The 26,812-nt window shown below is 58.9% G+C and carries 24 protein-coding genes; 20 read left to right on the top strand and 4 right to left on the bottom strand.

All coding sequences use genetic code 11. The features are described 5' to 3' along the window. The first annotated feature begins 25 nt into the window (after positions 1-25). The 3 genes from topA to RYB09_RS21210 all read left to right on the top strand — a co-directional run bounded on the left by topA (position 26) and on the right by RYB09_RS21210 (position 3,577). The gene (topA, locus tag RYB09_RS21220; RefSeq protein ID WP_316890091.1) at positions 26-2,638 is read left to right on the top strand and encodes a type I DNA topoisomerase; all 2,613 of its coding nucleotides are present in this window, start codon (positions 26-28) and stop codon (positions 2,636-2,638) included. Positions 2,639-2,760: 122 nt separating this feature from the next. Beyond that, on the top strand, positions 2,761-3,282 hold the full coding sequence (locus RYB09_RS21215) for a DUF6586 family protein (protein ID WP_058401591.1): 522 nt from the start codon (positions 2,761-2,763) through the stop codon (positions 3,280-3,282). Positions 3,283-3,343: 61 nt separating this feature from the next. Beyond that, entirely contained in the window at positions 3,344-3,577 is a 234-nt protein-coding gene (locus tag RYB09_RS21210; protein WP_002554102.1) for a hypothetical protein, read from the top strand. A 15-nt stretch (positions 3,578-3,592) separates the two neighbouring features. Here the strand turns inward: RYB09_RS21210 and sulA are convergent, their stop codons facing one another. Both sulA and lexA read right to left on the bottom strand, forming a co-directional pair. Continuing rightward, entirely contained in the window at positions 3,593-4,063 is a 471-nt protein-coding gene (gene sulA / locus RYB09_RS21205) for an SOS-induced cell division inhibitor SulA (RefSeq protein WP_058401592.1), read from the bottom strand. Positions 4,064-4,072: 9 nt separating this feature from the next. After that, entirely contained in the window at positions 4,073-4,681 is a 609-nt protein-coding gene (gene lexA, locus RYB09_RS21200) for a transcriptional repressor LexA (protein ID WP_003315796.1), read from the bottom strand. A 258-nt stretch (positions 4,682-4,939) separates the two neighbouring features. On the opposite strand from lexA, the gene psrA reads away from it, so the two are divergent. From psrA to RYB09_RS21185, 3 genes are all read left to right on the top strand, one after another. Further along, positions 4,940-5,656, top strand: coding sequence for a transcriptional regulator PsrA (psrA, locus tag RYB09_RS21195; RefSeq protein ID WP_004665746.1), 717 nt, complete (start codon positions 4,940-4,942; stop codon positions 5,654-5,656). 115 nt (positions 5,657-5,771) lie between these two features. Next, positions 5,772-6,770: a beta-N-acetylhexosaminidase gene (gene nagZ / locus RYB09_RS21190; RefSeq protein WP_177342383.1), complete on the top strand. Its 999-nt coding sequence runs from the start codon at positions 5,772-5,774 to the stop codon at positions 6,768-6,770. A 9-nt stretch (positions 6,771-6,779) separates the two neighbouring features. Next, positions 6,780-7,520, top strand: a complete 741-nt coding sequence (locus RYB09_RS21185; protein WP_002554097.1) for an S-methyl-5'-thioinosine phosphorylase — start codon at positions 6,780-6,782, stop codon at positions 7,518-7,520. Position 7,521: 1 nt separating this feature from the next. Here the strand turns inward: RYB09_RS21185 and RYB09_RS21180 are convergent, their stop codons facing one another. Next, on the bottom strand, positions 7,522-8,061 hold the full coding sequence (locus RYB09_RS21180) for a cytochrome b (protein WP_058401595.1): 540 nt from the start codon (positions 8,059-8,061) through the stop codon (positions 7,522-7,524). Positions 8,062-8,277: 216 nt separating this feature from the next. On the opposite strand from RYB09_RS21180, the gene RYB09_RS21175 reads away from it, so the two are divergent. The 3 genes from RYB09_RS21175 to RYB09_RS21165 are packed head-to-tail and all read left to right on the top strand — an operon-like array spanning position 8,278 to position 11,305. After that, positions 8,278-9,063 carry an endonuclease/exonuclease/phosphatase family protein gene (locus RYB09_RS21175; protein WP_002554095.1) on the top strand — a complete coding sequence of 262 codons (786 nt, stop codon included), beginning with the start codon at positions 8,278-8,280 and terminating at the stop codon, positions 9,061-9,063. After that, positions 9,060-10,310 carry a cardiolipin synthase ClsB gene (clsB, locus tag RYB09_RS21170; protein ID WP_058401596.1) on the top strand — a complete coding sequence of 417 codons (1,251 nt, stop codon included), beginning with the start codon at positions 9,060-9,062 and terminating at the stop codon, positions 10,308-10,310. Before RYB09_RS21175 ends, clsB begins: the two co-directional genes overlap by 4 nt. After that, the gene (locus RYB09_RS21165; RefSeq protein ID WP_004665741.1) at positions 10,307-11,305 is read left to right on the top strand and encodes a lysylphosphatidylglycerol synthase domain-containing protein; all 999 of its coding nucleotides are present in this window, start codon (positions 10,307-10,309) and stop codon (positions 11,303-11,305) included. The genes clsB and RYB09_RS21165 overlap by 4 nt, the downstream gene beginning before the upstream one ends. A gap of 19 nt (positions 11,306-11,324) precedes the next feature. Here the strand turns inward: RYB09_RS21165 and RYB09_RS21160 are convergent, their stop codons facing one another. Then, positions 11,325-12,233, bottom strand: coding sequence for a MurR/RpiR family transcriptional regulator (locus RYB09_RS21160; protein WP_010212666.1), 909 nt, complete (start codon positions 12,231-12,233; stop codon positions 11,325-11,327). 309 nt (positions 12,234-12,542) lie between these two features. Here RYB09_RS21160 and RYB09_RS21155 point away from each other — a divergent pair, with 309 nt between their 5' ends. The 11 genes from RYB09_RS21155 (at position 12,543) to RYB09_RS21105 (ending at position 26,771) form a co-directional block, all read left to right on the top strand. After that, entirely contained in the window at positions 12,543-14,480 is a 1,938-nt protein-coding gene (locus tag RYB09_RS21155) for a bifunctional 5-dehydro-2-deoxygluconokinase/5-dehydro-2-deoxyphosphogluconate aldolase (protein WP_058409050.1), read from the top strand. Between the two features lie 46 nt (positions 14,481-14,526). Next, complete coding sequence (gene iolE, locus RYB09_RS21150) at positions 14,527-15,432, top strand: myo-inosose-2 dehydratase (protein ID WP_058401598.1); 906 nt, start codon at positions 14,527-14,529, stop codon at positions 15,430-15,432. A 13-nt stretch (positions 15,433-15,445) separates the two neighbouring features. Continuing rightward, positions 15,446-16,255, top strand: coding sequence for a 5-deoxy-glucuronate isomerase (iolB, locus tag RYB09_RS21145; protein ID WP_058401599.1), 810 nt, complete (start codon positions 15,446-15,448; stop codon positions 16,253-16,255). A gap of 28 nt (positions 16,256-16,283) precedes the next feature. Then, on the top strand, positions 16,284-17,786 hold the full coding sequence (locus RYB09_RS21140) for a CoA-acylating methylmalonate-semialdehyde dehydrogenase (protein ID WP_058409048.1): 1,503 nt from the start codon (positions 16,284-16,286) through the stop codon (positions 17,784-17,786). Between the two features lie 35 nt (positions 17,787-17,821). Next, positions 17,822-18,652 (top strand): TIM barrel protein, encoded by an 831-nt coding sequence (locus tag RYB09_RS21135; protein WP_058401601.1) that lies wholly within the window; start codon positions 17,822-17,824, stop codon positions 18,650-18,652. 58 nt (positions 18,653-18,710) lie between these two features. Then, positions 18,711-20,648 carry a 3D-(3,5/4)-trihydroxycyclohexane-1,2-dione acylhydrolase (decyclizing) gene (gene iolD, locus RYB09_RS21130; protein ID WP_316890080.1) on the top strand — a complete coding sequence of 646 codons (1,938 nt, stop codon included), beginning with the start codon at positions 18,711-18,713 and terminating at the stop codon, positions 20,646-20,648. Positions 20,649-20,715: 67 nt separating this feature from the next. Next, the gene (locus tag RYB09_RS21125) at positions 20,716-21,726 is read left to right on the top strand and encodes a Gfo/Idh/MocA family protein (protein ID WP_002554084.1); all 1,011 of its coding nucleotides are present in this window, start codon (positions 20,716-20,718) and stop codon (positions 21,724-21,726) included. Positions 21,727-21,777: 51 nt separating this feature from the next. Then, positions 21,778-22,638 (top strand): sugar phosphate isomerase/epimerase family protein, encoded by an 861-nt coding sequence (locus RYB09_RS21120; protein ID WP_122258398.1) that lies wholly within the window; start codon positions 21,778-21,780, stop codon positions 22,636-22,638. Between the two features lie 66 nt (positions 22,639-22,704). Continuing rightward, a complete protein-coding gene (locus RYB09_RS21115) occupies positions 22,705-23,724 on the top strand; it encodes a Gfo/Idh/MocA family protein (protein WP_058401605.1) in 1,020 nt (339 codons plus the stop codon). A 464-nt stretch (positions 23,725-24,188) separates the two neighbouring features. Further along, complete coding sequence (locus tag RYB09_RS21110; protein ID WP_058401606.1) at positions 24,189-25,130, top strand: sugar ABC transporter substrate-binding protein; 942 nt, start codon at positions 24,189-24,191, stop codon at positions 25,128-25,130. Between the two features lie 63 nt (positions 25,131-25,193). Continuing rightward, positions 25,194-26,771, top strand: coding sequence for a sugar ABC transporter ATP-binding protein (locus tag RYB09_RS21105; protein WP_316890076.1), 1,578 nt, complete (start codon positions 25,194-25,196; stop codon positions 26,769-26,771). The last annotated feature ends 41 nt before the right edge of the window (positions 26,772-26,812 follow it).

The following is a 26,812-nucleotide window of genomic DNA, read 5'->3' as shown; positions in this document are numbered from 1 at the left end:
TAGTTATTCAGGAATTTTCTGATCCATGGGCAAATCGCTGGTCATCGTGGAATCCCCGGCTAAGGCCAAGACCATCAACAAGTATTTGGGCAACCAGTACGTGGTGAAGTCGAGTATCGGCCATATCCGAGACCTGCCCACCAGCGGTTCGGCTAGTGCCGCCAAAGACCCTGCCGCCAAGCGTGGCAAGGCTGCTGCGGGCGAGGGCCCGGTACTGACGCCTAAAGAAAAGGCGCAGCGCCAGCTGGTCTCGCGCATGGGAGTCGATCCGGAACATGGCTGGAAGGCCAAGTACGAGATCCTTCCTGGCAAGGAAAAGGTCATTGAAGAGCTGCGCAAGCTCGCCAAGGATGCCGACACCATCTATCTCGCGACGGACTTGGACCGCGAAGGGGAAGCCATTGCCTGGCACCTGCGCGAAGCCATCGGCGGGGATGACAGCCGCTACAAGCGCGTGGTGTTCAACGAGATCACCAAGAAAGCCATTCAGGAAGCGTTTTCCAAGCCAGGCGAACTGGACATTGCCCGGGTCAACGCTCAGCAGGCGCGTCGTTTCCTTGACCGCGTCGTAGGCTACATGGTCTCGCCGTTGCTCTGGCAGAAAGTGGCCCGTGGTCTGTCTGCCGGTCGCGTACAGTCGGTTGCGGTGAAGCTGGTGGTGGAGCGTGAGCGCGAAATTCGCGCGTTCAACCCTGAGGAATACTGGGAAATCCACGCCGATCTGGGCACCGCCAAAGGTGCCAATGTACGGTTCGAAGTGGCGCGCGAAAACGGCGAAGCGTTCAAGCCGCTGAACGAAACCCACGCCATGGCAGCCCTTGAAAAGCTCAAGGCGTCCAGCTACAGCATCGTCAAGCGTGAAGACAAGCCGACCAGCAGCAAGCCATCGGCGCCGTTCATCACCTCGACCCTGCAGCAGGCGGCGAGCAATCGCCTGGGCTTCGGCGTCAAGAAAACCATGATGATGGCACAGCGCTTGTATGAGGCTGGCTACATCACTTATATGCGTACCGACTCGACCAATCTATCGGCCGACGCGGTAAGCATGGCGCGTGACTACATCGAAACCGAGTTCGGCAAGAAGTACCTGCCGGAATCGCCCAATGTCTACAGCAGCAAGGAAGGCGCACAAGAGGCTCACGAAGCGATTCGACCTTCCGACGTCAACACCCACCCGACCAAGCTGGCAGGGATGGAGCGTGACGCGGAGCGCCTTTACGAGTTGATCTGGCGCCAGTTCGTGGCTTGCCAGATGCTGCCTGCACAATACCTGTCGACCACCGTCACGGTCGCCGCAAGCGACTTCGAGCTGCGTGCCAAGGGTCGCATTCTCAAGTTCGACGGTTATACCCGTGCGTTGCCACAGATGGCCAAGCCGGGCGATGACGACGTTCTGCCGGACATGGCGCAGGGCGAAGCGCTGAAGCTGAACAAGCTCGACCCCAGCCAGCACTTCACCAAGCCGCCAGCGCGTTATTCCGAAGCCAGTCTGGTCAAGGAAATGGAAAAGCGCGGTATCGGTCGCCCGTCGACCTACGCCGCGATTATTTCGACCATTCAGGACCGTGGCTACGTGGCGCTGCACAATCGCCGCTTCTACTCGGAAAAGATGGGCGACATCGTCACCGGACGTCTGTCCGAAAGCTTTTCCAACCTGATGGACTATGGCTTTACCGCCGGGATGGAGGAAAACCTCGACGACGTGGCTCAGGGTGAGCGCGACTGGAAAAACGTCCTGGACGAGTTCTACGGTGATTTCCGTAAAAAGCTCGACGTGGCCGAGGCCGCTGATGGCGGCATGCGTGCCAACCAGCCGGTAATGACCGATATCCCGTGCAAGGTGTGCGGCCGCCCGATGCAGATCCGTACCGCCTCGACGGGCGTGTTTCTGGGTTGCTCCGGCTACAGCCTGCCACCCAAGGAGCGCTGCAAGGCGACTGTCAATCTGACCCCCGGCGACGAGATTGCCGACGATGACGAGGGCGAGTCCGAGTCGCGGGTTCTGCGTGGCAAGCATCGCTGCCCGATCTGCAGCACGGCGATGGACGCGTATCTGCTCGACGAAAAGCACAAATTGCACATTTGCGGCAATAACCCCGATTGCACGGGTTACGAGATCGAGGAAGGCACTTACCGGATCAAAGGCTACGAAGGCCCGAGTCTGGAATGCGACAAGTGCGGCAGCGAGATGCAGCTCAAGACCGGTCGTTTTGGCAAGTTCTTCGGCTGTACCAATCCCGAGTGCAAGAACACCCGCAAATTGCTGAAAAGCGGCGACGCAGCACCGCCGAAAATGGACCCGGTGAAGATGCCGGAGCTCAAGTGCGACAAGGTCGACGATACCTACATTCTGCGTGACGGCGCTTCGGGCCTGTTCCTGGCTGCCAGCCAGTTCCCGAAAAACCGTGAAACCCGCGCCCCGCTGGTTATCGAAATCGCGCCGCACAAGGACGAAATCGATCCCAAGTACCACTTCCTTTGCGAAGCGCCGAAGAAGGATCCGGACGGTCGTCCGACAGTGATCCGTTACAGTCGCAAGACCAAAGAGCAGTATGTCCAGACCGAAGTAGAGGGCAAGCCTACGGGCTGGCGTGCGTTCTACGACGGCAGCGCCTGGAAGGTTGAAGACAAGCGTTGATCGCAAGCGTCCGACGCAAACGGGTCGGGAGCTGTTTTCGATAGGTACGGCCTGCGGTGCCAGAATGTTCCGGTGCCACAGGCTATGCTGTTCTCTATCCCATTGTTATGGAGAGTCTCGCCATGGCTCATGAGCTCTATACCCGTACCAACCAGAAGATCTATTTCGCAGGGCTTGCGCTCGAAGCGTTGGGGAAGGCGGAGAAGGGGCAGGCGGTCAACGCCCCTGCGTTGTTGCAGGCCGAGCGTGAGTCGGCTCTGTTTCATCTGTATGGCGCGCTGCTGGGCTTGTGCCACGAGATTGCAGGGTTCTACCGCCTGCCGCAGGCTGGCGCGCGTCGTGCGGAGGACTTGTTGACTCCGGAAGTGCTGAACGCCATCGCAATTCCCGAAATGGCCGAGCTGGTAGAGCTTGCCCAGAACCGCCAGACATGGCTGGCGCAGTTGCTGACGGCCTATAACGCGTTGTACGAGCCGCCACGGGCACCGAAAAAGCTCAAGGGTGATGTTACGCAGCCGATGATACAGGCAGTGAACCTGGACGCCGAGCCGGAGTCTGAACTGACACGTGAAGAGCTTGAAAATTGGCGTCAACAACTCAAAGGGTTGGCCATCCGTTTTCGTGAAGGCCTTAGCGAGTGCTGAAAACCAATGAAGTGCAGGCTGGCAGGCTGTTACAATGCCCGCCTCTTGCGGAGTAACTGTAATGCCTACCTCTTTCCTGGAAATTGTCGAACTGCCTGACGGACGTATTGAGCTGCGTCGTGCCGATGACGAGGGTTCTCTGGTTACACTTGATTTCTCTGCGGATGCCAAAGCGTTCATGCAAGGTCAGCATGTTGAAGTCGCCAAGGCCATGTTGAGTGTGGGTGTGCAGATGGCTGGCCGTCTGGCAGAGGGCGAAGTCGAGAAGGATGACGTACCCCACGTTCTGCACTGATCGACGACCGGGCTTTTAGCCCAGCCGGATGTTCAGGCTCTGTGCTTCCCCGATTTTTGCAGCACTGATCAATTGCTGGCGCGCCGCGCTGCCAAGTGGATTGATCCAGCTCACAACCGTATGGCTACGGCCAAGTCTGAGTGCTTCGCGAGTCAGCTCCAGCACACTTTGTGTGCCGCGCGGCTGCAGTAGCAGAATCCGTTCCCTGTTGAGTCCTGCATCGCGCAACCAGGCCTGGGTCAGGCTTGAGGGTGGCGCAATCAGCGTCAGCCAGCGTGCGTCGATTTCTTCGCTCAGTTCCCGAAGGATAGGGGCCAGAAGGCTCAGGCAGTTCCCGGCTGCACCGCGCAAAGACAGTTCACTGAACAGTTCTGGCTCGTTGCCCCAAGGTGTTTCGACTGCATCGGCAAGCAGCGGGGCGATGGGCTGAGCCAGAAACGCCTCGAACAGTGGCAATTGTGAATGCGGTGCTTGATGGAACTGCATAACGCCTCCTTAGCGGCGAATGACGCCGACGCTCAAACCTTCGATCACCAGTTCCTGATCCTTGAGATCGACCTCGATGGGGGCAAAATCAGGGTTTTCGGCCAGCAGCCAGACTTTGCTGCCTTCGCGCTTGAAACGCTTGACGGTGACTTCGTCGCCGATCCGGGCAACCACGATCTGGCCGTTGCGTGCTTCGCGAGTGGTGTGCACCGCCAACAGGTCGCCATCCAGAATCCCGACGTCCTTCATGCTCATGCCGTGAACGCGCAGCAGGTAGTTGGCGCTGGGGTGGAAGAAGGAAGGGTTGATGTTGCAGGACTCTTCGATATGTTGCTGAGCCAGAATCGGCGCACCAGCTGCAACGCGGCCAATGACCGGCAGGCTGCTGTCATCCGGCCGAGCTTCGAAGCCGGGAATGCGGATGCCGCGTGAGGCACCAGGGGTCATTTCGATGGCGCCTTTGCGAGCCAATGCCTTGAGGTGTTCTTCCGCTGCGTTGGGCGATTTGAAACCCAGCTCCTGGGCGATTTCCGCACGTGTAGGTGGAAAGCCGTTGTCTTCCAGGCAGCGTTTGATGAAACCCAGGATTTCAGCCTGGCGTGGCGTCAGTTTGATCATGATGGGCGCTCTGGCTTTTTATACAGTGACTGGGATTATATACAGTGAACGCGCGTTGGCAATCATCCTTTTTACTTTCGCCGCCAGGCGGTGCAGCGGATGGCTGCGGAGCCTTGCTTCAAAAAGCGCTGCATAAGCTGTCTGTTGTCATTTAACATCCATTTTCGTGACTGTTCGGCCACAAAATGAACGGGTCCGCTTGACAAGCAGGGCGCCTGATACGTATGTTTCAAACGTTCGTTTGTTAGGCAGAGAGCCATGGCCCAGTCGGAAACCGTTGAACGCATTCTTGATGCTGCCGAGCAGTTGTTCGCAGAAAAAGGATTCGCTGAAACTTCCTTGCGTCTCATCACCAGCAAGGCTTCGGTCAATCTGGCTGCGGTGAACTATCACTTCGGTTCGAAGAAGGCGCTGATTCAGGCGGTGTTCTCACGCTTTCTCGGCCCGTTCTGCATCAGTCTCGATCGCGAGCTGGAGCGTCGTCAGGCAAAACCCGAACACAAGCCAAGCCTGGAAGAGCTGCTGGAGATCCTCGTCGAGCAGGCGCTTGTCGTGCAACCGCGAAGCGGTAATGACCTGTCGATCTTCATGCGTCTTTTAGGGCTCGCCTTCAGTCAGAGCCAAGGCCACCTGCGCCGTTATCTTGAAGACATGTACGGTAAGGTGTTCCGTCGTTACATGACACTGGTCAACGAAGCCGCCCCCCGTATTCCGCCTATCGAGCTGTTCTGGCGCGTGCACTTCATGCTCGGTGCCGCTGCATTCAGCATGTCCGGCATCAAGGCCTTGCGTGCGATTGCCGAAACCGATTTTGGCGTCAATACCTCCATCGAGCAGGTCATGCGCCTGATGGTGCCGTTTCTGGCCGCAGGCATGCGTGCCGACACCGGCGTCAGTGACCCGACCATGATCGCCGCTCAACTCAGGCCGCGCAGCAAGAGCAGCACCGGCACGCCTGCGGTCGCCAAGGCCTGACGCTCAAAGCCTTAATGTACCGGCGCATCGCATTGCGTCAGGCTTCAGGATCAAGCACCATGCCCGGATTGCAAATGGGCACTGGTGTGTAAGGGTTTTTTCTATGAGTTCTGGCCTGCAAGGCTCCCTGATGGTCGATGTCGCCGGCACCTGGCTGACCAGCGAAGACCGTCAGTTTCTGCGTCAGCCCGAAGTGGGCGGTTTGATTATCTTTGCCCGAAACATCGAGCATCCCCGTCAGGTTCGTGAACTGAGTGCGGCAATTCGCGCCGTTCGCCCGGACTTGCTGCTGGCAGTGGATCAGGAGGGCGGCAGGGTCCAGCGCCTGCGGCAAGGGTTCGTGCGTCTACCGCCGATGCGCGCCATTGCCGACAAGCCAGATGCCGTGCTGCTGGCCGAGCATTGCGGCTGGCTGATGGCTACCGAAGTGCTGGCTGTCGGCCTGGACCTGAGTTTTGCTCCGGTGCTGGACCTGGACTACCAGCGCAGTGCGGTCGTCGGGACGCGTTCGTTCGAGGGCGATCCGGAGCGTGCGGCGTTGCTGGCAGGGGCGTTTATTCGTGGCATGAACGCGGCCGGCATGGCTGCGACCGGCAAGCATTTCCCCGGCCACGGCTGGGCTGAAGCCGACTCTCACGTGGCTATCCCGAATGACGAGCGCAGCCTGGAACAGATTCGCGCCAGCGATCTGGTGCCGTTCGCACGCCTGAGCGGGCAGCTTGCCGCAGTGATGCCAGCTCATGTCATCTACCCGAAAGTCGATTCGCAGCCCGCCGGTTTCTCAAAGCGCTGGCTGCAGGACATCCTGCGCGACGAACTGAAATTTGACGGTGTTATTTTCAGTGATGATCTGTCGATGGCCGGTGCCCACGTGGTCGGTGATGCCGCCAGCCGTATCGAGGCTGCGCTGACGGCGGGTTGCGACATGGGTCTGGTATGCAATGACCGTGCTGCGGCAGAACTGGCCCTCGGTGCGGCCCAGCGCTTGAAAGTCAGGCCTTCGCCGCGCATCGCGCGTATGCGCGGTCAGACATCAGCCAGTACCGATTATCGGCAACACCCGCGCTGGCAGGCCGCGCTTCAGGCCCTGCGCGCTGCTCAACTGATCGATTAAGGATTTGCGATGACTGTTTACGCGATTATTGGCGGTACTGGCCTGACCCAGCTGGAAGGCCTGAACATTCGGCAGTCCTTGCCGATGAACACGCCTTATGGCGCACCTTCCGGCGAAATCCAGATCGGCGATTATGCCGGTCGCGAAGTGATGTTTCTGGCGCGGCATGGCCATCCGCATCGTTTGCCACCGCATCAGGTCAACTACCGGGCCAACATCTGGGCTTTGAAGCAGGCCGGTGCCGAAGCGATTCTGGCGGTCAATGCGGTGGGTGGCATACATCCAGCGATGGGCACCGGGCACTTTTGCGTGCCGCATGATCTGGTCGACTACACCAGTGGTCGCCAGCACACATTCTTTGCCGATGATCTGGAAGAGGTCACGCACATTGACTTCAGCTATCCGTACAGCGAAGCGCTGCGGGCGCGCCTGGTTGCAGCACTGGCCGCTGAAGGGTGCGAGTTCTCTGATCGGGGTGTCTATGCCTGTACTCAGGGGCCGCGCCTGGAGACGGTCGCCGAAATCATCCGCCTTGAGCGTGATGGCTGCGACATCGTCGGCATGACTGGTATGCCCGAGGCCGCTCTGGCCCGTGAGCTGGAGCTGGAATACGCCTGCCTGGCGCTGGTGGTCAATCCGGCAGCGGGCAAGTCGACCACTGTCATAACCATGGCAGAAATCGAACAGGCCCTGCGCGATGGCATGGGCAAGGTAAAAGCCACACTTGCCCGGGTTCTTTCCGCCTCCTGACCTACAGCATGCGCTTGAGGGTATTGTCCTTGCGCACAAGGTGATGCCAGAGCGCGGCGACTACGTGCAGGGCGATGACGTAGTAGAAGATCGAGCCCAGCAGCTTGTGCACATCTTCGAACGTCTCGGCCCTGCGGTCCGAGGTCGGCAGGGGCCAGGGTATCTGCAGGTCGGTGAGGGGAATGGGTAACGCGCCTTTTTCCACCATCACCGTCAGCAGGCCCAATAAAGGCTGAGCGAACAGAAACGCATACAGCGCGTAATGCGTAAGTGTCGCGGCTAAGCGCAACGCGCCTTCAAGCGGCGGCGTTATGCCGGGCGGACGATGCCGTCGACGCTCGGCGACGCGGAAAAACGCCATGGCCAGAATCACAATCCCCACCCAGAAATGGCTCTGCACGACCAGTGTGCGGTATTCAGAACCCTTGCCAAACTGACTGCGGCTCAGAATCAGGGTATACGCCAGCACAATCAGTAGGGCCATGACCCAGTGCAGCCATCTGGCTCGTGCGGTGTAGCGTTGAGAGGTCGGTGCATCCACGGTTGGATTCCTTGTCGCTTTTTTACAGGTCCGGTAAGCAGTTTAGGCAGTTGCCAGGATCCTGCGTTTCATTTGTACGCGTTTTTTTCAGCGTCAGATCAGTGCCATTGAATATGCCCGACTGAATATGGCAAATACGCAGCACAGGCGACACGGGACGGAACCTGTGCCGATGGGTGGCTTCATATGACGTGAATATTCACCCGGGAGCGAGTCTTGACCAGTGCCAATCCGCCTGTCGGCCCTGCAACGCCAGTGTCCGCCAGTGTTTCATTGAATGTACTGACCATGAACATGCACATGGGCTTTGGCATTTTCAATCGCCGCTTCATTTTGCCGGAGTTGCGTGAAGCTGTGCGTACTGTATCGGCCGATATCGTGTTTCTTCAGGAAGTGCACGGCGAGCACCAGAGCCATGCGCGCAGCGTCAAGGACTGGCCGACGATTTCCCAGTACGAGTTCCTCGCCGACAGCATGTGGAACGACTTTGCCTATGGTCGTAATGCGGTGTACCCGGATGGCGATCACGGTAACGCGCTGCTGTCCAAGTACCCGATCATCCAGCACGAGAACCTCGACATTTCCATTCATGGCACCGAGCAGCGCGGTTTGCTGCACTGCATCCTGGAGGTGCCATACGCCGGTCGGGTGCATGCGGTGTGTGTTCACTTGGGCTTGCGTGAAAGCCATCGGCGTCAGCAGCTCAACCTGCTCGCCGAGCTGATGGAGCGTCTTCCCGAGGGTGAGCCGGTAATCGTTGCCGGTGATTTCAATGACTGGCGTCAGCGCGCCGATGCTTTGCTGGAGGGCACCGGGTTGCACGAGGTTTTTGTCGAGCGCTTCGGCGCGCCGGCCAAAAGTTTTCCGGCCCGCTGGCCTTTGCTCCGGCTTGACCGGATCTATGTCCGCAACGCGACTTCCCACAGGCCGAAAGTACTGTCCAGCCGCCCGTGGTCTCATCTTTCCGATCATGCACCGCTGGCGGTGGAGTTGACCTTATGAGCAATACGACAGGGCAGTGGTGTGATGGCAACTCGGTAGAGCTGCTGATCAACGGTGAAGACTTCTACGCCCGGGTGTTCGAGTGCATACGGGCCGCGCGCAAAGAGGTGTTGATCGAGACCTTCATCATCTTTGAAGACCGGATTGGCGAGGGCTTGCAACAGGCATTGCTCCAAGCTGCGGCCAACGGCGCGAAAGTGGTTGTCACGGTAGATGACTACGGGACATCGGACCTGAGTTCGGTGTTTGTCAAAACCATGATCGATGCCGGTATTCAGATTCAGCTGTTCGACCCGCGTCCGCGATTCATGGGTATGCGCACCAACCTGTTCCGCCGTCTGCACCGCAAGGTGGTCGTCATTGACGGCGAACTGGGCTTTATCGGCGGCATCAACTACAGCGTTGATCACATGACTGACACGGGGGTGACGGCCAAACAGGACTATGCCGTTCTGGTCCGTGGCCCGATTGTTGGGGATATTCACCACAGCGCGTTGAATATGCTCAGCAAGGTCGTTCGCGACAAATTGCCGCCCATTGCACTGAAGCTGGACCGCGCCGGTGACGCCAGCATGCTGCTCGCCGAGCGCGACAATGACGAGCACAGTACCGATATCGAAGAGCAGTACCTTGAGGCGATTCGCGCTGCGAAGCAACGGATCACCCTGGCCAACGCGTATTTTTATCCCAGCTACCGCTTTCTGCGTGAGCTGCGCAATGCATCACGGCGGGGCGTCAAGGTCACCCTGATTTTGCAAGGTCAGCCCGACATGCCGTTCGTGCGGGTCTGCTCGCGGCTGACCTACACCTACCTGCTGCGCGACGGCGTGGTCATTCACGAGTACAAGCAACGTGCATTGCACGGCAAGGTCGCGCTGATCGATCAGGACTGGTCCACCGTGGGCTCCAGCAATCTAGACCCGCTGAGCTTGGCGCTGAACCTGGAGGCCAATCTGTTCATCCGTGATCGCGGGCTCAATGAGCATCTGCAAAACCATCTGATGGAGCTTGCCGCTGCGCACAGTAAGCAGATGAGCCTCAAGGGCGCGGCGCGTGGTCAGTGGTGGCGTGCGCCGATGATCGTCTTGAGTTTCTTTTTCCTGCGGCGTTTTCCGGCCATTGCCGGTCTGTTCCCGGTTCACGGTGTGCGCCTCAAGCCGTTACGGGCCGGTGACGTGGTGCCGGAAGCGAAAGTCATCGAACAGCAGCAGAACAACCACGACATGGACCAGGAGAAAACTTCATGACTCAGGCCGCAAATGCAGCGCCGCGAAGTGCGCAGGGAGCCAAATGGAAATGGGCAAAGCGGATATTCAATCTGTTTTTCTTCATTGCTGTCCCGGTCCTGTTGTTTCTGCTGGTCAAGAACCTTGACTGGCAAGAGGTCAAGCAGGCGCTGTCGTCCTACAAGGCCAGCACTCTGGCCATTGCCGCCGTTGTGGCCTTCGCCAGTTACGCAACCTATTGCGGTTTTGACGTACTGGCGCGTTATTACACCCGTCACACATTGTCGATCAAGCAGATTGTGCCTGTGACCTTTGTCTGCTACGCATTCAACCTCAATCTCAGTTCATGGGTTGGCGGCATCGCCTTGCGTTACCGGTTGTATTCCCGGCTGGGGCTGGACGTTTCGACCATTACCCGGATTCTGAGCCTCAGCCTGATTACCAACTGGCTGGGTTACATGCTGCTGGCCGGTTTCGTGTTTTCGATGCGTTTTCTGGAGTTGCCAGAGGAATGGTCGATCGGCACCACGACCCTGCAATTGATCGGTTTCGGACTGCTGGCAGTGTGTTTTGCCTACCTCTTGGCCTGCCGCTTTTCCAAAAAGCGCTCATGGACCGTTCGTGATCAGGAATTCAATCTACCGTCGATGAAGCAGGCCTTGATGCAGGCCAGCCTGGGGGCTCTGAACTGGTCGCTGATGGCTGCGGTGATTTACACGCTGCTGCCCGACAAGGCGTTTTACCCGGCGATTCTCGGTGTGTTGCTGATCAGCAGCATCGCGGGTGTCATTACTCACATTCCAGCCGGGCTGGGCGTGCTTGAGACTGTATTCATTACCTTGCTGGCTCACCAGTTCTCCAAGGGCAGTCTGCTGGCAGCTCTGATTGGCTACCGCGCCATTTACTTCCTGCTGCCGCTGTTGATTGCATTGGTGGTGTATCTGGTGCTGGAAAAACGCGCGAAGAAAATGGGCCAGAAGAACCAGCAGCGAATGGGGCAGGAAGCGAAGACCTGAGGGCCGGGAATCTCAGCCCTCAATCATCAAACCCGACCTGCTCGTGGATCTCGTCGACTTTCAGCTCCAGCCGATACGCCACTGCAATGAATAGTGCCTGGCACAGGCACAGGGTGGCGCTCAGCGAGCGGAAGGCGAACGAGCTGCCTTCATTGACCAGCAACACCGAGTTGGCACGCTTGGCCAGCGGCGACAGATTGCTGTCGGTGATGATCAGCGTCTTGGCCTGATGATGCTGGGCGATGCGCAGGCAATGCTGGGTTTCCTTGCCGTAGGGCGTGAAGCTGATGGCAATCACCAGATCGTTGGCACGCACGCTGCGCATCTGCTCTCGATAGCTGCCCCCCAGGCCCGATATCAAGTGAATACGCTTGTTGGTGTGTTGCAGGTTGTAGACCAGATAATCCGCCACGGCAAATGAGCGGCGCACACCCACCACGTAGATATTGTCGGCGTTGACCACCAGATCTACAGCCTTTTCGAACTCATCGTCGTCCAGCTCTGCACTCAAACGCTCCAGCCCGGAGAGCGTTGCGCTCACGCATTCGCGTGCCAGATCACCCGAGTGGGCCTTCTGAGACTTATTGGCGATCATGCTGCGGATGCGTTGCTGGTAGTTCTGCACCGGCGTGGTCTTGTGCGTGTAAGCCTCGCGAAACAACGCCTGCATCTCACTGAAGCCGCTAAACCCGAAACGCTGGGAAAAGCGCACGATGGCCGACGGGTGGACTTCGCACTCGCGGGCAATGTCACTGATCCGGTCAACCATGATCCGGTCGCTCTGCTGGCTCATATAGCTGGCGATGCGCTTGAGTTGACGCGGTAAACCGTCGTACTCATCAGTGATCAGCCTTAGCAGGCCTTCGGCATTGGTCGGCGGCATGTCGACGCTCGTCTCGGGCAGAGTGGGCTGATCGGCGCTGGTCATATTCAAATCCTTTCTACTTGTTCTTTCAGGGCACATGTTCTTTCAGGGCAATTTCTTACAGCGCAACGTCTTTCAGGGTAGCGCAGTTGTGCGTCCGACGATTTGGGCTGCCTTGGGCGGGGACGACTATAGCTTACCCGCCTGTACATTGTGCCAGCACTTGAATAGCAGTATGGAAAAAATATTCCACAAAAAATAATTATAGAATAAATATTGATTGATGAGGCTCGACGTTTTACGCTGCATTCACAAAGCAGCGTGTACACATGATGCAGGCGCTGCAGGCTGATAAAAATAACAGGAGCCACCATGGGCCAGACACGCTTTGCCACTGGGCGTCAGTTGGATCTGATCTGCCTCGGACGCCTGGGCGTCGATCTTTATGCGCAACAAGTAGGTGCGCGGCTGGAAGACGTTTCCAGTTTCGCCAAATACCTGGGCGGCTCATCGGCCAACATCGCATTCGGCACTGCCAGGCTGGGGCTCAGGTCAGCCATGCTGAGCAGGGTAGGTGATGACCACATGGGCCGCTTTCTGGTCGAGTCGCTGGCCCGCGAAGGCTGTGATGTCAGCGCTATCAAGCGCGATCCCGAGCGCCTGACCGCCATGGTGCTGCTGGGGCTGAAGGATCGTGAAACGTTTCCCCTGGTGTTCTACCGCGAAAATTGCGCCGACATGGCCTTGCGTGCCGAGGACATCGACGAACAGCAGATCGCGTCGAGCAAGGCGCTGCTGATCACCGGCACGCATTTCTCTACCGATCAAGTGTTCAAGGCCAGCAGCCAGGCACTCGACTACGCCGAAAAACATGACGTCAAACGCGTGCTGGATATCGATTATCGTCCGGTGCTCTGGGGCCTGGCGGGCAAGGCTGATGGCGAGACACGTTTTGTTGCCGATCAGAAGGTCAGCCAGCATGTGCAGCGCATCCTGCCGCGTTTTGATCTGATTGTCGGTACTGAAGAAGAATTTCAGATTGCCGGCGGCTCTACCGATTTGCTCACGGCCCTGCGTACCGTGCGCGAACTGACTGCCGCGACGCTTGTGGTCAAGCTCGGCCCGCAAGGTTGCACAGTGATTCACGGCGCCATTCCTGCCCGGCTTGAAGACGGCGCAATCTACCCTGGCGTGCGGGTGGAAGTGCTCAACGTGCTGGGCGCTGGCGATGCGTTCATGTCCGGTTTTCTCAGCGGCTGGCTCAAGGATGCCAGCGACGAGCGCTGCTGCCAGCTGGCCAATGCCTGTGGCGGGCTGGTGGTGTCGCGGCATGCCTGTGCGCCCGCGATGCCGACGCCTGCAGAACTCGACTACCTGTTCAACAGCCCACACCCCATTACCCGGCCTGATCAGGATGTCGCCCTGCAACGGCTGCATCAGGTCAGCGTGCCGCGCAAGCAGTGGCGGCAGTTGTTCATCTTCGCCTTCGATCATCGCGGTCAACTGGTCGAGCTGGCCCAGCAGGCCGGGCGTGATCTGAGCAGCATCAGCCAGCTCAAGCAACTGTTCGTGCAGGCGGTTGAGCGGGTCGAAGCCGGCCTGCGCCAGCGCGGCATCGACGCCGATGTCGGGCTGCTTGCCGACCAGCGCTTCGGTCAGGATTCGCTCAACGCTGCGACCGGTCGCGGCTGGTGGGTGGCGCGTCCGGTGGAAGTGCAGGGTTCAAGACCGCTGGCGTTCGAGCATGGCCGCTCCATCGGCAGCAATCTGCTCGCCTGGCCGCAAGAACAGATCATCAAGTGCCTGGTGCAATATCACCCCGATGACGAGCCCATGCTGCGCCTGGAGCAGGAAGCGCAGATCAAGGCGCTCTACGACGCGTCGAAAGTCAGTGGTCACGAACTGCTGCTGGAAATCATTCCGCCCAAGGATCACCCCTCGTCTCATCCCGACGTGATGGTTCGGTCGCTGAAGCGTTTGTACAACCTGGGCATCTACCCTGCGTGGTGGAAGATCGAGGCGCAGAGTGCGCAGGTCTGGCAGCAACTGGACGAATTGATCCAGCAGCGCGATCCGTATTGCCGTGGCGTGGTACTGCTCGGGCTCAATGCGCCTGTCGAAGACCTCGCTGCCGGTTTTGCCGAAGCACGACACAGCCGCGTCTGCCAGGGTTTTGCCGTGGGCCGGACCATATTCCGCGAGCCAAGCCGGGCCTGGATGGCCGGGGAAATAGACGATGCGGCGCTGGTCAGTCGGGTGCAGAGCACCTTCAACTGGTTGATCGAGTCCTGGCGCGAAAGCCGCGCCTGACTCTTTCTTGATCTGACGTCGCGATAACAACAAAAAAGGTGCAGCCATGCCCGTTTCCATTTCCACACCCAGGATCCGCATCGGCATCAACCCGATCTCCTGGAGCAACGATGACTTGCCGGCCCTCGGCGGAGAGACGCCTCTGAGCACCGCCTTGAGCGAAGGCAAAGCCATTGGTTACGAAGGCTTTGAGCTCAACGGCAAGTTTCCGAAAGATGCCAAGGGGGTCGGTGATGTGCTGCGGCCCTATGATCTGGCGCTGGTGTCCGGCTGGTATTCAAGCCGTCTGGCGCGGCGCTCGGTGGCCGAAGAAATCGAAGCCATTACCCCGCATGTGCAATTGCTCGCCGAGAATGGCGCGTCGGTGCTGGTGTACGGTGAAGTGGCTGACTCGATTCAGGGGCAGCGCATTCCGTTGGTTGAGCGCCCGCGTTTTCACAGCGATGCAGCCTGGCATGAATATGCCGAAAAACTCACCGAACTGGCGCGTTTCACTCTATCCCGAGGCGTGCGCCTGGCGTATCACCACCACATGGGCGCTTACGTCGAGTCGCCACAGGATATTGATCGGCTGATGACACTGACCGGCAAGGAAGTCGGGCTGCTGTTCGATTCGGGGCATTGTTACATGGGCGGCGGCGAGCCTTTGCAGGTGCTGAGCAAGCACATCGAGCGTGTCTGCCATGTGCATTTCAAGGATGTGCGCAAACCTGTGGTGCAACTGGCACGCAACAATCTCTGGAGCTTTCCGGACTGCATCATCAATGGCACGTTCACGGTGCCAGGTGATGGTGATATCGACTTTTCAGCGCTGCTCAAGGTGTTGTTGCAATCCAACTATAGCGGCTGGCTGGTGGTCGAGGCCGAACAGGACCCAGCGGTAGCGCCGAGTTATGTGTATGCCAAAAAGGGCTATGACACCCTGCGCCAACTGCTGGCCGATGCGCGATAAGGAGGATCTATCCATGAATCTGCTGACCAAAAGCAAACCCCAGGGCCGTGACATCGTGGCGCTGGCGCCCGGTTCGCTCGAGTACGTGAACTTTGCCGCCTACCGTCTGGAAGCCGGAGAGCGCCTGCCTCTCGGTGCCGAAGAAAACGAACTGTGCGTGGTCTTGCTGGCCGGGCACGCCAGCGTGAATGGCGAAGCACCGGGGCAGGGCGCTTTCAGTTGGGAAAACATCGGCGACCGGCAATCAGTTTTCGAGGAAAAATCGCCGTTTGCGGTCTACCTGCCACCGCATAGTCAGGCAGAGTTCGTTGCGCGTGGGCCGCTGCACCTGGCGGTATGCACGGCACCGGGCGATGCGCGCAAACAGCTTGCGGCACGGCTGATCATGCCGGGCAGCATGAAACGCAGCGTACGCGGCAAAGGGGCCAACACCCGTTACGTGTGCGACATCCTGCCGGACAGTGAACCGGCGCATTCGCTGCTGGTGGTCGAGGTGCGGACTCCTTCAGGGCATTCGTCCAGCTACCCGCCACACAAGCACGACCGGGACAATCTGCCCCACGAAAGCTTTCTCGAAGAGACCTATTACCACCAGGTCAACCCGCCGCAGGGTTTCGTTTTCCAGCGGGTTTACACCGATGACCGCAGTATCGATCAGGCCATGGCCGTGGAAAACAATGATCTGGTGACAGTGCCCAAAGGCTATCACCCAGTGTCCGTGCCCTACGGTTACGAATCGTATTACCTGAACGTGATGGCCGGTCCGACGCGCGCCTGGCAGTTCCATAACGACCCGCAGCACAGCTGGCTGCTGGATCTTTGATTTCCCCTTTTTACTCTGGAGGCATGAGATGAACGAGTCACCGGTGATCGGCCATTACATCAACGGACACCTGAATGACGGCGATGGTGAGCGTTACAGCGATGTCTTCAACCCGGCAATCGGCACTGTTCAAGCGCGCGTTGCGCTGGCCAGCGTGAAAACCGTGGATGAAGCGGTCGCTTCGGCCAAGGCTGCTTTTCCCGGCTGGGCCGATCAGTCCTCGCTGCGCCGGGCGCGGGTCATGTTCAAGTTCAAGGAATTGCTGGACCGGCACCACGACGAGCTGGCGCAGATCATCTGCCGCGAGCACGGCAAGGTGCTGTCTGATGCGCGTGGTGAAGTGGTGCGCGGTATCGAGATTGTCGAATTTGCCTGCGGTGCGCCCAGCCTGCTGAAAAGTGATTTCAGCGACAACATTGGCGGTGGTATCGATAACTGGAACCTGCGTCAGCCTCTGGGCGTCTGCGCCGGGGTCACGCCGTTCAACTTTCCGGTCATGGTGCCGCTGTGGATGATCCCCATGGCATTGGTGACCGGCAACTGTTTCATCCTCAAACCTTCCGAGCGCGACCCGTCTGCCAGTCTGCTGATGGCGCGCCTGCTCAAGGAAGCCGGTCTGCCTGATGGCGTATTCAATGTGGTGCAGGGTGACAAGGTGGCGGTCGATGCGTTGCTGCAACACCCTGACATCGAGGCCATTTCGTTCGTCGGTTCGACGCCGATTGCCGAGTACATTCACCAGCAGGGCACGGCCCACGGCAAGCGCGTGCAGGCGCTGGGTGGGGCCAAGAATCATATGATCGTGATGCCCGATGCGGACCTGGATCAAGCCGCTGATGCCTTGATCGGGGCGGCGTATGGTTCGGCGGGTGAGCGCTGCATGGCCATCTCCATTGCAGTGGTGGTGGGCGATGTCGGCCAGCAACTGATCGACAAGCTGCTGCCGCGCATCGACCAGCTCAAGGTCGGCAACGGCATGCAGGCCGATTCGGACATGGGGCCGCTGGTCACCGCCGTGCACAAGGCCAAGGTCGAGGGTTTCATCGATCAGGGCGTCAAAGAGGGCGCGAAGCTGATTGTCGATGGCCGCAACTTCAAGGTGCCGGGTGCCGAGCAGGGCTTTTTCGTCGGCGCGACGCTGTTCGACCACGTCACGCCGCATATGCAGATCTACAAGGAGGAAATCTTCGGCCCGGTGCTGGGCATCGTTCACGTCGCGGATTTCGCCAGCGCCGTCGAGCTGGTCAACGCACACGAATTCGGTAACGGTGTGTCGTGCTTTACCAGCGATGGTGGAGTGGCCCGTGCGTTTGCGCGGACCATCAAGGTCGGCATGGTCGGTATCAACGTGCCTATCCCGGTGCCCATGGCCTGGCATTCGTTTGGCGGCTGGAAACGTTCACTGTTTGGCGATCACCACGCGTACGGCGAAGAAGGCCTGCGCTTTTACAGTCGCTACAAGAGTGTCATGCAGCGCTGGCCGGACAGTATTGCCAAAGGCCCCGAGTTCAGTATGCCGACTGCCAAATAGCCTTCATCAATGGAATGTTGCGGAGAACAAGAACAATGAACCAACCTCTGCGTTTCGCCCTTAATCGAATGGTCGCGCCGCGCCTGTCTCTGGAAGGTTTCGTCGATCTGGCGGTGAAGCTGGGTGCCGATGCCATCGAGATTCGCAACGACCTCAAGGGTATCGAGATCGAGGACGGCACTGCACCCCAGGTCGTTCGTGACCTTTGCGCTGCCCGGGGGGTAAAGGTGCTGTCCATCAACGCCCTGTACCCATTCGATGTCTGGAATGAAGAGCGCGCAGCCCAGGCGACGAAGCTTGCGCAGTACGCTCGCGACTGCGGTGCGCGCGGTCTGGTGCTATGCCCGCTCAATGACCGTGCAGATCCGCGTAACGGCGCGCAGCGCGCTTCGGGGTTGCGCACCGCGTTGACTGCGTTGGCACCGATTCTTCGTGAGCACGGCATTCTCGGCTTCGTCGAACCGCTGGGCTTCGAGGAGTGCTCGTTGCGCCTCAAACGTCAGGCGGTGGACGCAATCAGGGCGGTGGGTGGGCTGGACGTTTATCGGCTGGTTCATGACACCTTTCACCACCACCTGGCCGGTGAGGTCGAGCTGTTTCCAGAGTTGACCGGGCTGGTGCATATCTCCGGTGTCGAGGATGCGCAGGCACCGCTCAACAGCATTCGCGATGGCCATCGCGTGCTGGTCGGCGAAGCTGACATTCTGGGTAATGCATCGCAGATCGAGCGTTTGCTGGACAGCGGCTATCAGGGCCATCTTTCCTTCGAACCGTTCGCCGAAAGCGTCCACGCGCTGACTGACATTCCTCAGGCGATAGCGGCGAGCATGACGCACTTGTCACGAGCCGTTTCGCAGCGTCACTGACTTGCGCCGTCAGGCCATCTCAAACCCTGGCCACCTCAAACAACAACAAGGTGCGAACATGAGTACAACCCGACTGACCATGGCCCAGGCCCTGGTGAATTTTCTCGATAACCAGTACGTCGAAGTCGACGGCGTGCAGAGCAAATTCGTCGCTGGCATCTTCACCATTTTCGGGCATGGCAACGTGCTGGGTCTTGGGCAGGCGCTGGAACAGGACAGCGGCGACCTGATGGTTCATCAAGGCCGTAACGAGCAGGGCATGTGCCACGCCGCCATCGGTTTTGCCAAGCAGCACCTGCGGCGCAAGATCTACGCGTGCAGCTCTTCGGTCGGGCCAGGCGCGGCGAACATGATCACCGCCGCCGCAACCGCCTCGGCCAACCGCATTCCGTTGCTGCTGTTGCCGGGGGACGTCTATGCCAGCCGCCAGCCTGACCCGGTGCTGCAGCAGATCGAGCAGTTTCACGACCTGAGCATCAGCACCAACGATGCATTCAAGGCGGTGAGCAAATACTGGGACCGTATCAACCGTCCCGAGCAGTTGATGAGCGCAGCGCTCAATGCCATGCGCGTACTGACCGACCCGGCTGATACCGGTGCCGTCACGCTGGCGCTGCCTCAGGATGTGCAGGCCGAGGCCTACGATTACCCGGACAGCTTCCTGCAAAAACGTGTGCACCGTATCGACCGCCGCCCGCCCAGCAAGGCCATGCTTGACGATGCGTTGAAGCTGCTGGCCGGCAAGCGCAAACCGCTGCTGATCTGCGGTGGTGGCGTGCGTTATTCCAGCGCAGCCGACGCCTTGCAAGCCTTTGCCGAGCGCTTCGATATCCCGTTCGCCGAAACCCAGGCAGGCAAGAGTGCCATCGTTTCGGCGCACCCGCTGAACATGGGCGGCATCGGCGAGACCGGCACGGTGGCGGCCAATCAGCTGGCGAAAGAGGCGGACCTGATCATCGGCGTCGGCACCCGCTACAGCGATTTCACCACCGCGTCGAAATGGCTGTTCCAGAACCCGGATGTGCAATTTCTCAACCTCAATGTCGGCGCCTTCGATGTGCAGAAGCTGGATGGCGTGCAGGTCCTGGCCGATGCGCAGGTGGCATTGCTGGCACTGACTGAAAGCCTGCAAGCCAGCGGTTACCGTGCTGCCTGGGGCGATGCGCCGCAGACAGCCCGTGCGCAGCTGGATGCCGAGGTTGATCGCCTGTATGCGGTCGAGTACCAGAGCGAGGATTTCGTCCCGGAAATCAACGATCACCTGGACCCGGCCGTGCTACGCGAGTTCATCGAGCTGACCGGCTCGTGTCTGACCCAGAGCGGCGTACTGGGCATTCTTAACCAGAACCTGCCTGCCGATGCAGTGATCGTTGCGGCGGCGGGCAGTTTGCCGGGTGACCTGCAGCGTGCCTGGCGCAGTACCGGGGTCGACACCTATCACGTCGAATATGGCTATTCATGCATGGGCTATGAGGTCAATGCGGCACTGGGCGTCAAGCTCGCTGCGCCGCACCGCGAGGTCTTCGCGCTGGTCGGTGATGGCTCTTACATGATGCTCCATTCAGAGCTGGCGACCTCGATTCAGGAGCGGCGCAAGATCAACGTGGTGTTGCTGGACAACATGACTTTCGGCTGCATCAACAACCTGCAGATGGAACACGGCATGGACAGTTTCGGCACCGAGTTCCGTTTTCGCAATTCCGACACAGGCAAGCTCGACGGCGACTTTGTACCGGTGGATTTCGCCATGAGCGCTGCCGCCTATGGCTGCAAGACCTACAAGGTCAGCACCGCCGAACAACTGCGCCAGGCGCTTGTCGATGCGCAACGTCAAACGGTATCGACGCTGATCGACATCAAGGTCCTGCCCAAGACCATGATTCACAAATACCTGTCGTGGTGGCGTGTCGGCGTTGCCGAAGTATCAACGACCGGCACCACGGCCCAGGTTTACGAAAAACTCAACCGCGAACTGGCCAAGGCTCGTCAGTACTGATCACTTTTTATCGTTCAGCGCCCGTGACCCGTTCACGGCAACATCCAATAAAAAAAGGAACATGAAAATGGCATTGAAACTCGGTGTGATCGGTACAGGCGCAATCGGTCAGGATCATATCCGGCGTTGCAGCAAGACGCTGGTTGGCAGTCAGGTGGTAGCCGTCACCGACATCAACCTGGAGCAGGCAGCCAAAGTGGTGCGCGAGCTGGACATCGGTGCCGAAGTGTATGCCGACGGCCACGCGCTGATTGCCGCGCCCGACGTCGAAGCGGTGCTGGTCTGTTCCTGGGGCCCCAGCCATGAAGAGTACGTGCTGGCGGCCATTGCCGCAGGCAAGCCGGTGTTCTGCGAAAAGCCTTTGGCCGTAACCGCCGAAGGTTGCCGACACATCGTCGAGGCCGAGATCGCCAGCGGCAGGCGTCTGGTTCAAGTGGGTTTCATGCGCCCCTATGATCAGGGCTATCGCGCCCTGAAATCGGTGATCGACAGCGGCCGGATCGGCGAACCGCTGATGCTCCACTGCGCGCACCGCAACCCTCGGGTCGGCGAGAACTACAAGACCGACATGGCCATCACCGACACGCTGATTCATGAACTCAATGTGCTGCGCTGGTTGCTTAACGATGACTATGTGTCGGTGCAGGTGGTGTTCCCGCGCAAGACCAGCAAGGCCCTCGCGCACATGAAAGACCCGCAGATCGTGATGCTGGAAACGGCCAGAGGCACGCGCATCGACGTCGAAGTGTTCGTCAACTGCCAGTACGGCTACGACATCCAGTGTGAAGTGGTCGGCGAGAGCGGCATTGCCAAACTGCCCGAGCCTTCTCAGGTGCAGTTGCGCAGCGAAGCGAAATTGTCCAACGCGATCCTGATGGACTGGAAAGACCGGTTCATTGCTGCCTATGACGTCGAGTTGCAGGACTTCATCGATGGCGTCAACGCGGGCACGATTTACGGGCCTTCTGCCTGGGACGGTTATGCCGCTGCGGTGGCCGCCGATGCCTGTGTTCAGGCGCAGAACAGCGGAGCGGTCGTACCGATTGCCCTGGAGATGCGTCCCGCGTTTTATGACTGACAGAGGTGTCTGGAGTCGGGTTGTTTTTCAAACAATAAAAAGGAGGGCATCATGCGCATCGCACTGGATCCTTACATGTATCGCCACCTGTCGCTGGGTGCGATGGTCGATAAGACCGCGGAACTGGGCTACGACTATATAGAGCTTTCACCGCGCGAAGATTTCATGCCGTTCTACAATTACCCGCGCGTGGATCGTGCGCGGATCAGGGAGTTTCGCAAAGCCCTGAGCGATGCCGGTGTGAAACTCTCCTCGCTGCTGCCGCTGTACCACTGGGCCGCGCCGGATGAAGACTTGCGTATTGCAGCGGTGCGCAACTGGAAACGCGCCATTCAGGTGGCCGTGGAAATGGACTGCGACCTGATGAACACTGAGTTCAGTGGGCAATCCGATCATGCACTGGTGTGCGAAAACCAGTTCATGAAATCCATGGATGAACTGATGCCGCACTTCGAGCGAGAAGGCATCCGGCTCGATATCCAGGCCCATCCTTATGACTTCTGCGAACGCAACAACGAGTCAGTCGATATCATTCGCGGCCTGGACCGGGACTGGATCAATTACCTGTATGCCGCGCCACACACCTTTTTCTACGATGATGGCGTCGGGGACATTGCCTCCATGCTGCGGTACGCAGGTGACAAGCTCACCCACCTGATCATTGCCGATACCTATAATCACCGGGCTTCGTCCAACCTGCGCTACATCGTTAACCCGCCTGGCGTCACGGCAACGGTGCATCAGCATCTGGACATCGGGCAGGGCGAGGTGGACTGGGACGCGTTCTTCTCGACATTGCGGGACATCAATTTCGACGGTATTGCCACAGTGGCCGTATTTGCCTGGGAGGAGCGCGCAGATGAATCGAGCCGATTCATGCTGGAGCGGGTCAAAAGCGAGCTGCTTCGTTGAAACGGCGGCATCCAATACACGACCGAGGGCTGCGGCCATGAGGTTCATGGACTACAGGAGATATCCATGCGAGCAGGGCTGGTGGGCTACGGCAAAGGCGGGCGTTACTTTCATGCAACGCTGATTTCGAGTTTGCCCGGTGCCACATTTGCAGGCGTTGTCACCCGTTCACCCGAGCGAAAGCAGGAAGTGGCCAACGATCATCCCGGCGTGGCAACCTTCGACACGCTGGCTGAGCTGGTCGCTGCCGGGGTCGATGTCGTGGTGATTTCCACGCCCCTGGCTTCGCGCCGAGCGTTGATCCTTGAAGCGATAGAGCTGGGCGTCGGGGTGGTCAGCGACAAACCCTTTGCCAGCGACGCCGCCCAGGCGCGCGAGCTGGTGGAAGCGGCCGAACGGCGGGGCGTGCTGCTTAGCGTTTATCAGAATCGGCGCTGGGATTCCGACTTCCTCACCGTGCGCAAATTGATCGACAACAAGGCGCTGGGGCAGATCAGCCGGTTCGAGTCCAGTATCGAGCGCTATTCGCCACGCTCTGTCGGCAAGGCCAGCGGTGGTGGCATGCTGCGTGACCTGGGCAGTCATCTGGTGGATCAGGCACTGGTACTGTTCGGGCCGGTCGAGCGGGTGTACGCAGAATTGCAGTTCGCTACGCCGCAAGACGTACTGGACCACACGTTCTTCGTGTCCTTGAGTCATGCCAGCGGTGTGACTTCGCACCTGTCAGGCAGTTGTCTGCAAAATACCCCCAAGCCGCGTTTCAGGGTCAGTGGAACCAAGGGTTGTTACAGCGTCGAAGGGCTGGACGGTCAGGAGGAGGCTGCGTTTGCCGGCCTCACGCCACGGTCCGAGGGCGAGCGCTGGGGTGTCGAAGAGCATCGGCGCTGGGGCTGGTTCGAGCAGGGTGAGCACCGCGAGCGTGTGCCTTCGGAGCGCGGCTGCTGGCTTGAGTTCTACCGCCTGTTGCAGAGCGCCGTTGACGAGCAGGGCGGTAATCCGGTTGATCCTCATGATGCCATTGCATCGGCACAGGTCATGGATGCAGCCCGCTTGAGCGCCAGTGAAGGGCGGGTTGTGGTGCTGTAATCATCGTGTGCCACGCTGCATATAAAAGCCTGCCATCGGACAAGGCCCGACGCCTGACAAGCGTCGGGCTTTGTCGTATCTGCAGCCGAATAAAAATGAAATGGAATAAAATTCTAAAACCAGTTGAATTGGAAAATATTTTCCAATAGAGTCTTTTTCAGGTTACCGACTATCGAATCACTCGGGCTTTGAAGGTCTTTCAAGTCACGAGATGCACACCAACAAAAACAAAACAAAAGATAGGTACTGTCGATGAAAACCCCTACCTCTGGCCTCACCGCCAAGCGTTCTGCCACCTCTTCATTCTGGATTCGGACCATGGAGCGATTTCTCACAATCGTTGCCCGTGGCATGTGCGTGCAACACAAGGACGCGCAACTGTTCTGCATTCCCGGAGCAACCGGGATCCGCCTGTCACGCTGATTCGCTGCATCCGAACAACAATAATCTGGAGACAGATCCTCATGAAGACCAAGATTGCTTTGACCTCATTGGCCATTGCGCTGATGTTGGGCAGCGGTGCAGCTTTGGCCGATATCAAGATCGGTGTGGCCATGTCGCAGTTCGATGACACCTGGCTGACCTACCTGCGTGACGACATGAATGCCAAGGCCAAAGCCATGTCCACGACCGAGAAAGTGGACCTGCAGTTCGTCGATGCCCGCGCGGACGTCAACAAACAGCTCGACCAGGTCAAGGACCTGGTCAACAAGAAAGTCGACGCCCTGATCGTCAATCCTGTCGACACCGCTGCCACTGCGCGGATCACCAAGGACGCGGTCGCCGCCGGCATCCCGCTGGTCTACGTCAACCGCCGCCCTGACGATCCGAAACTGCCTGCAGGCGTCGCCACCGTTACGTCGGATGACATGGAGGCAGGTCGACTTCAGGCGCAATACATCGCCGACAAAATGAAAGGCAAGGGCAGTGTCATGATTCTTCTGGGTGACCTGGCCAACAACTCCACGCAAAACCGCACCAAGGGCATCAAAGAGGTGCTGGCCAAGTACCCGGACATCAAGATAGATCAGGAGCAGACCGGCATCTGGCTACGCCAGAAGGGCATGGACCTGACCAACGACTGGCTTACCCAGGGCCGTAAATTCAACGCGGTGCTGGCCAACAACGATGAAATGGCCATTGGCGCGGCGATGGCGCTGAAGCAGGCAGGCGTGGATGTGGCTAAAGGCAGCGTTTTAGTCGCCGGTGTCGACGGTACGCCAGACGGGCTCAACGCCGTTACCAAGGGCGACCTCGCAGTCTCCGTTTTCCAGGACGCCAAGGGCCAGGCCGACGGAGCGATTGATGCTGCCGTGAAAATGGCGAAAAAGGAAAAGGTCGAGCCCCAGGCGATCATCATCCCTTATCGCCTGATCACGCCTGAAAACGTCGCCACCTTCAAATAACAACGATCGCCAGGCCCGGGAGGATCTTTCCTCCCGCAGCCTGCCGTTTGAGGAGTTGTGATCATGTTTGGTTCAGCTACTGCCAACCCGCCCGCACAACGCGATCTGCCGTCCAGTGACAGCGGTAGCCCAACGCCGGATGCCCAGCCGCCTTATCTGCTGGAAATCAGCCATATCAGCAAGGGCTTCCCCGGTGTCATCGCGCTCAACGACGTCCAACTGCGTGTGCGCCCCGGCAGCGTGCTGGCGCTGATGGGCGAGAACGGTGCCGGAAAGTCAACGCTGATGAAAATCATCGCTGGCATCTACCAGCCGGACTCGGGCGAAATCCGTTTGCGTGGCAAGCCGATTCGCTTCGAGACGCCACTTTCGGCCCTTCAGGCCGGCATTGCGATGATCCATCAGGAGCTGAACCTGATGCCATTCATGAGCATCGCCGAGAACATCTGGATCGGTCGCGAACAGCTCAACGGTCTGCACATGGTTGATCACCGGGAAATGCACCGCTGCACTGCCGAACTGCTGGAGCGCCTGCGCATCAGGCTCGATCCCGAAGACCTGGTGGGCAACCTGAATATCGCCGAGCGGCAGATGGTCGAGATCGCCAAAGCTGTGTCATATAACTCGGACGTGCTGATCATGGATGAGCCGACTTCGGCCATCACCGAAACCGAAGTCGCTCACCTGTTTTCGATCATCAACGACCTGCGCGCTCAGGGTAAAGGCATCATCTACATCACCCACAAGATGAACGAAGTTTTCGAGATTGCCGACGAAGTAGCGGTTTTTCGCGACGGCGCCTATATCGGCCTGCAGCGCGCCGAAAGTATGGACGGCGACAGCCTGATCACCATGATGGTAGGGCGTGAGTTGACGCAACTGTTCCCCGAGCGGGAAAAGCCGCCAGGCGAAGTGCTGCTTTCAGTCAGCAACCTGTGCCTGAACGGCATTTTCAAGGACGTGAGTTTCGATTTGCGTGCCGGAGAGATTTTTGGCATTGCCGGATTGATGGGGTCAGGCCGGACCAATGTGGCCGAGACCCTGTTCGGCATAACCCCCAGCGACAGCGGCGAGGTACGCTTTGATGGCACTACGGTACACATTGCCGACCCGCATCAGGCCATTGAACTGGGTTTTGCGCTGTTGACGGAAGACCGCAAGTTGACTGGGCTGTTTCCATGCCTGTCGGTGATGGAAAACATGGAAATGGCCGTGCTTGCCAACTATGCCGGCAACGGTTTCGTGCAACAGAAGGCACTGCGTGCGCTGTGCGAGGACATGTGCAAAAAACTTCGGGTCAAGACCCCGTCACTGGAGCAGTGCATCGACACCTTGTCGGGCGGTAACCAGCAGAAGGCGTTGCTGGCACGCTGGCTGATGACCAATCCCCGGGTACTGATTCTGGATGAGCCCACCCGCGGCATCGACGTAGGGGCCAAGGCGGAAATCTATCGCCTGATCTCCCTGCTCGCCAGTGAAGGCATGGCCGTCATCATGATCTCTTCAGAGCTGCCGGAAGTCCTCGGTATGAGCGACCGGGTCATGGTCATGCACGAAGGCGAAATGATGGGGATCCTCGATCGAGGCGAAGCGACCCAGGAAAAAGTCATGCATCTGGCCTCCGGCCACAAGGTTCATTGAGTTCGCACTACAGCGCTCGGTAGAAGAAGAACAAAAGGGGA

Source organism: Pseudomonas syringae group sp. J254-4 (genome assembly GCF_032586855.1).
Taxonomy (GTDB): Bacteria; Pseudomonadota; Gammaproteobacteria; order Pseudomonadales; family Pseudomonadaceae; genus Aquipseudomonas; species Aquipseudomonas amygdali.
The sequence above is the reverse complement of the archived record's forward strand: the minus strand, read 5'-3'. Positions and strand labels throughout refer to the sequence as shown.

Excerpts from the sequence above, each read along its gene's own strand:
- topA (WP_316890091.1), top strand. The coding sequence starts at position 26 with ATGGGCAAATCGCTGGTCATCGTGGAATCCCCGGCTAAGGCCAAGACC.
- RYB09_RS21215 (WP_058401591.1), top strand. The coding sequence starts at position 2,761 with ATGGCTCATGAGCTCTATACCCGTACCAACCAGAAGATCTATTTCGCA.
- RYB09_RS21210 (WP_002554102.1), top strand. The coding sequence starts at position 3,344 with ATGCCTACCTCTTTCCTGGAAATTGTCGAACTGCCTGACGGACGTATT.
- sulA (WP_058401592.1), bottom strand. The coding sequence starts at position 4,063 with ATGCAGTTCCATCAAGCACCGCATTCACAATTGCCACTGTTCGAGGCG.
- lexA (WP_003315796.1), bottom strand. The coding sequence starts at position 4,681 with ATGATCAAACTGACGCCACGCCAGGCTGAAATCCTGGGTTTCATCAAA.
- psrA (WP_004665746.1), top strand. The coding sequence starts at position 4,940 with ATGGCCCAGTCGGAAACCGTTGAACGCATTCTTGATGCTGCCGAGCAG.
- RYB09_RS21185 (WP_002554097.1), top strand. The coding sequence starts at position 6,780 with ATGACTGTTTACGCGATTATTGGCGGTACTGGCCTGACCCAGCTGGAA.
- clsB (WP_058401596.1), top strand. The coding sequence starts at position 9,060 with ATGAGCAATACGACAGGGCAGTGGTGTGATGGCAACTCGGTAGAGCTG.
- RYB09_RS21165 (WP_004665741.1), top strand. The coding sequence starts at position 10,307 with ATGACTCAGGCCGCAAATGCAGCGCCGCGAAGTGCGCAGGGAGCCAAA.
- RYB09_RS21160 (WP_010212666.1), bottom strand. The coding sequence starts at position 12,233 with ATGACCAGCGCCGATCAGCCCACTCTGCCCGAGACGAGCGTCGACATG.
- RYB09_RS21155 (WP_058409050.1), top strand. The coding sequence starts at position 12,543 with ATGGGCCAGACACGCTTTGCCACTGGGCGTCAGTTGGATCTGATCTGC.
- iolE (WP_058401598.1), top strand. The coding sequence starts at position 14,527 with ATGCCCGTTTCCATTTCCACACCCAGGATCCGCATCGGCATCAACCCG.
- iolB (WP_058401599.1), top strand. The coding sequence starts at position 15,446 with ATGAATCTGCTGACCAAAAGCAAACCCCAGGGCCGTGACATCGTGGCG.
- RYB09_RS21140 (WP_058409048.1), top strand. The coding sequence starts at position 16,284 with ATGAACGAGTCACCGGTGATCGGCCATTACATCAACGGACACCTGAAT.
- RYB09_RS21135 (WP_058401601.1), top strand. The coding sequence starts at position 17,822 with ATGAACCAACCTCTGCGTTTCGCCCTTAATCGAATGGTCGCGCCGCGC.
- iolD (WP_316890080.1), top strand. The coding sequence starts at position 18,711 with ATGAGTACAACCCGACTGACCATGGCCCAGGCCCTGGTGAATTTTCTC.
- RYB09_RS21125 (WP_002554084.1), top strand. The coding sequence starts at position 20,716 with ATGGCATTGAAACTCGGTGTGATCGGTACAGGCGCAATCGGTCAGGAT.
- RYB09_RS21120 (WP_122258398.1), top strand. The coding sequence starts at position 21,778 with ATGCGCATCGCACTGGATCCTTACATGTATCGCCACCTGTCGCTGGGT.
- RYB09_RS21115 (WP_058401605.1), top strand. The coding sequence starts at position 22,705 with ATGCGAGCAGGGCTGGTGGGCTACGGCAAAGGCGGGCGTTACTTTCAT.
- RYB09_RS21110 (WP_058401606.1), top strand. The coding sequence starts at position 24,189 with ATGAAGACCAAGATTGCTTTGACCTCATTGGCCATTGCGCTGATGTTG.
- RYB09_RS21105 (WP_316890076.1), top strand. The coding sequence starts at position 25,194 with ATGTTTGGTTCAGCTACTGCCAACCCGCCCGCACAACGCGATCTGCCG.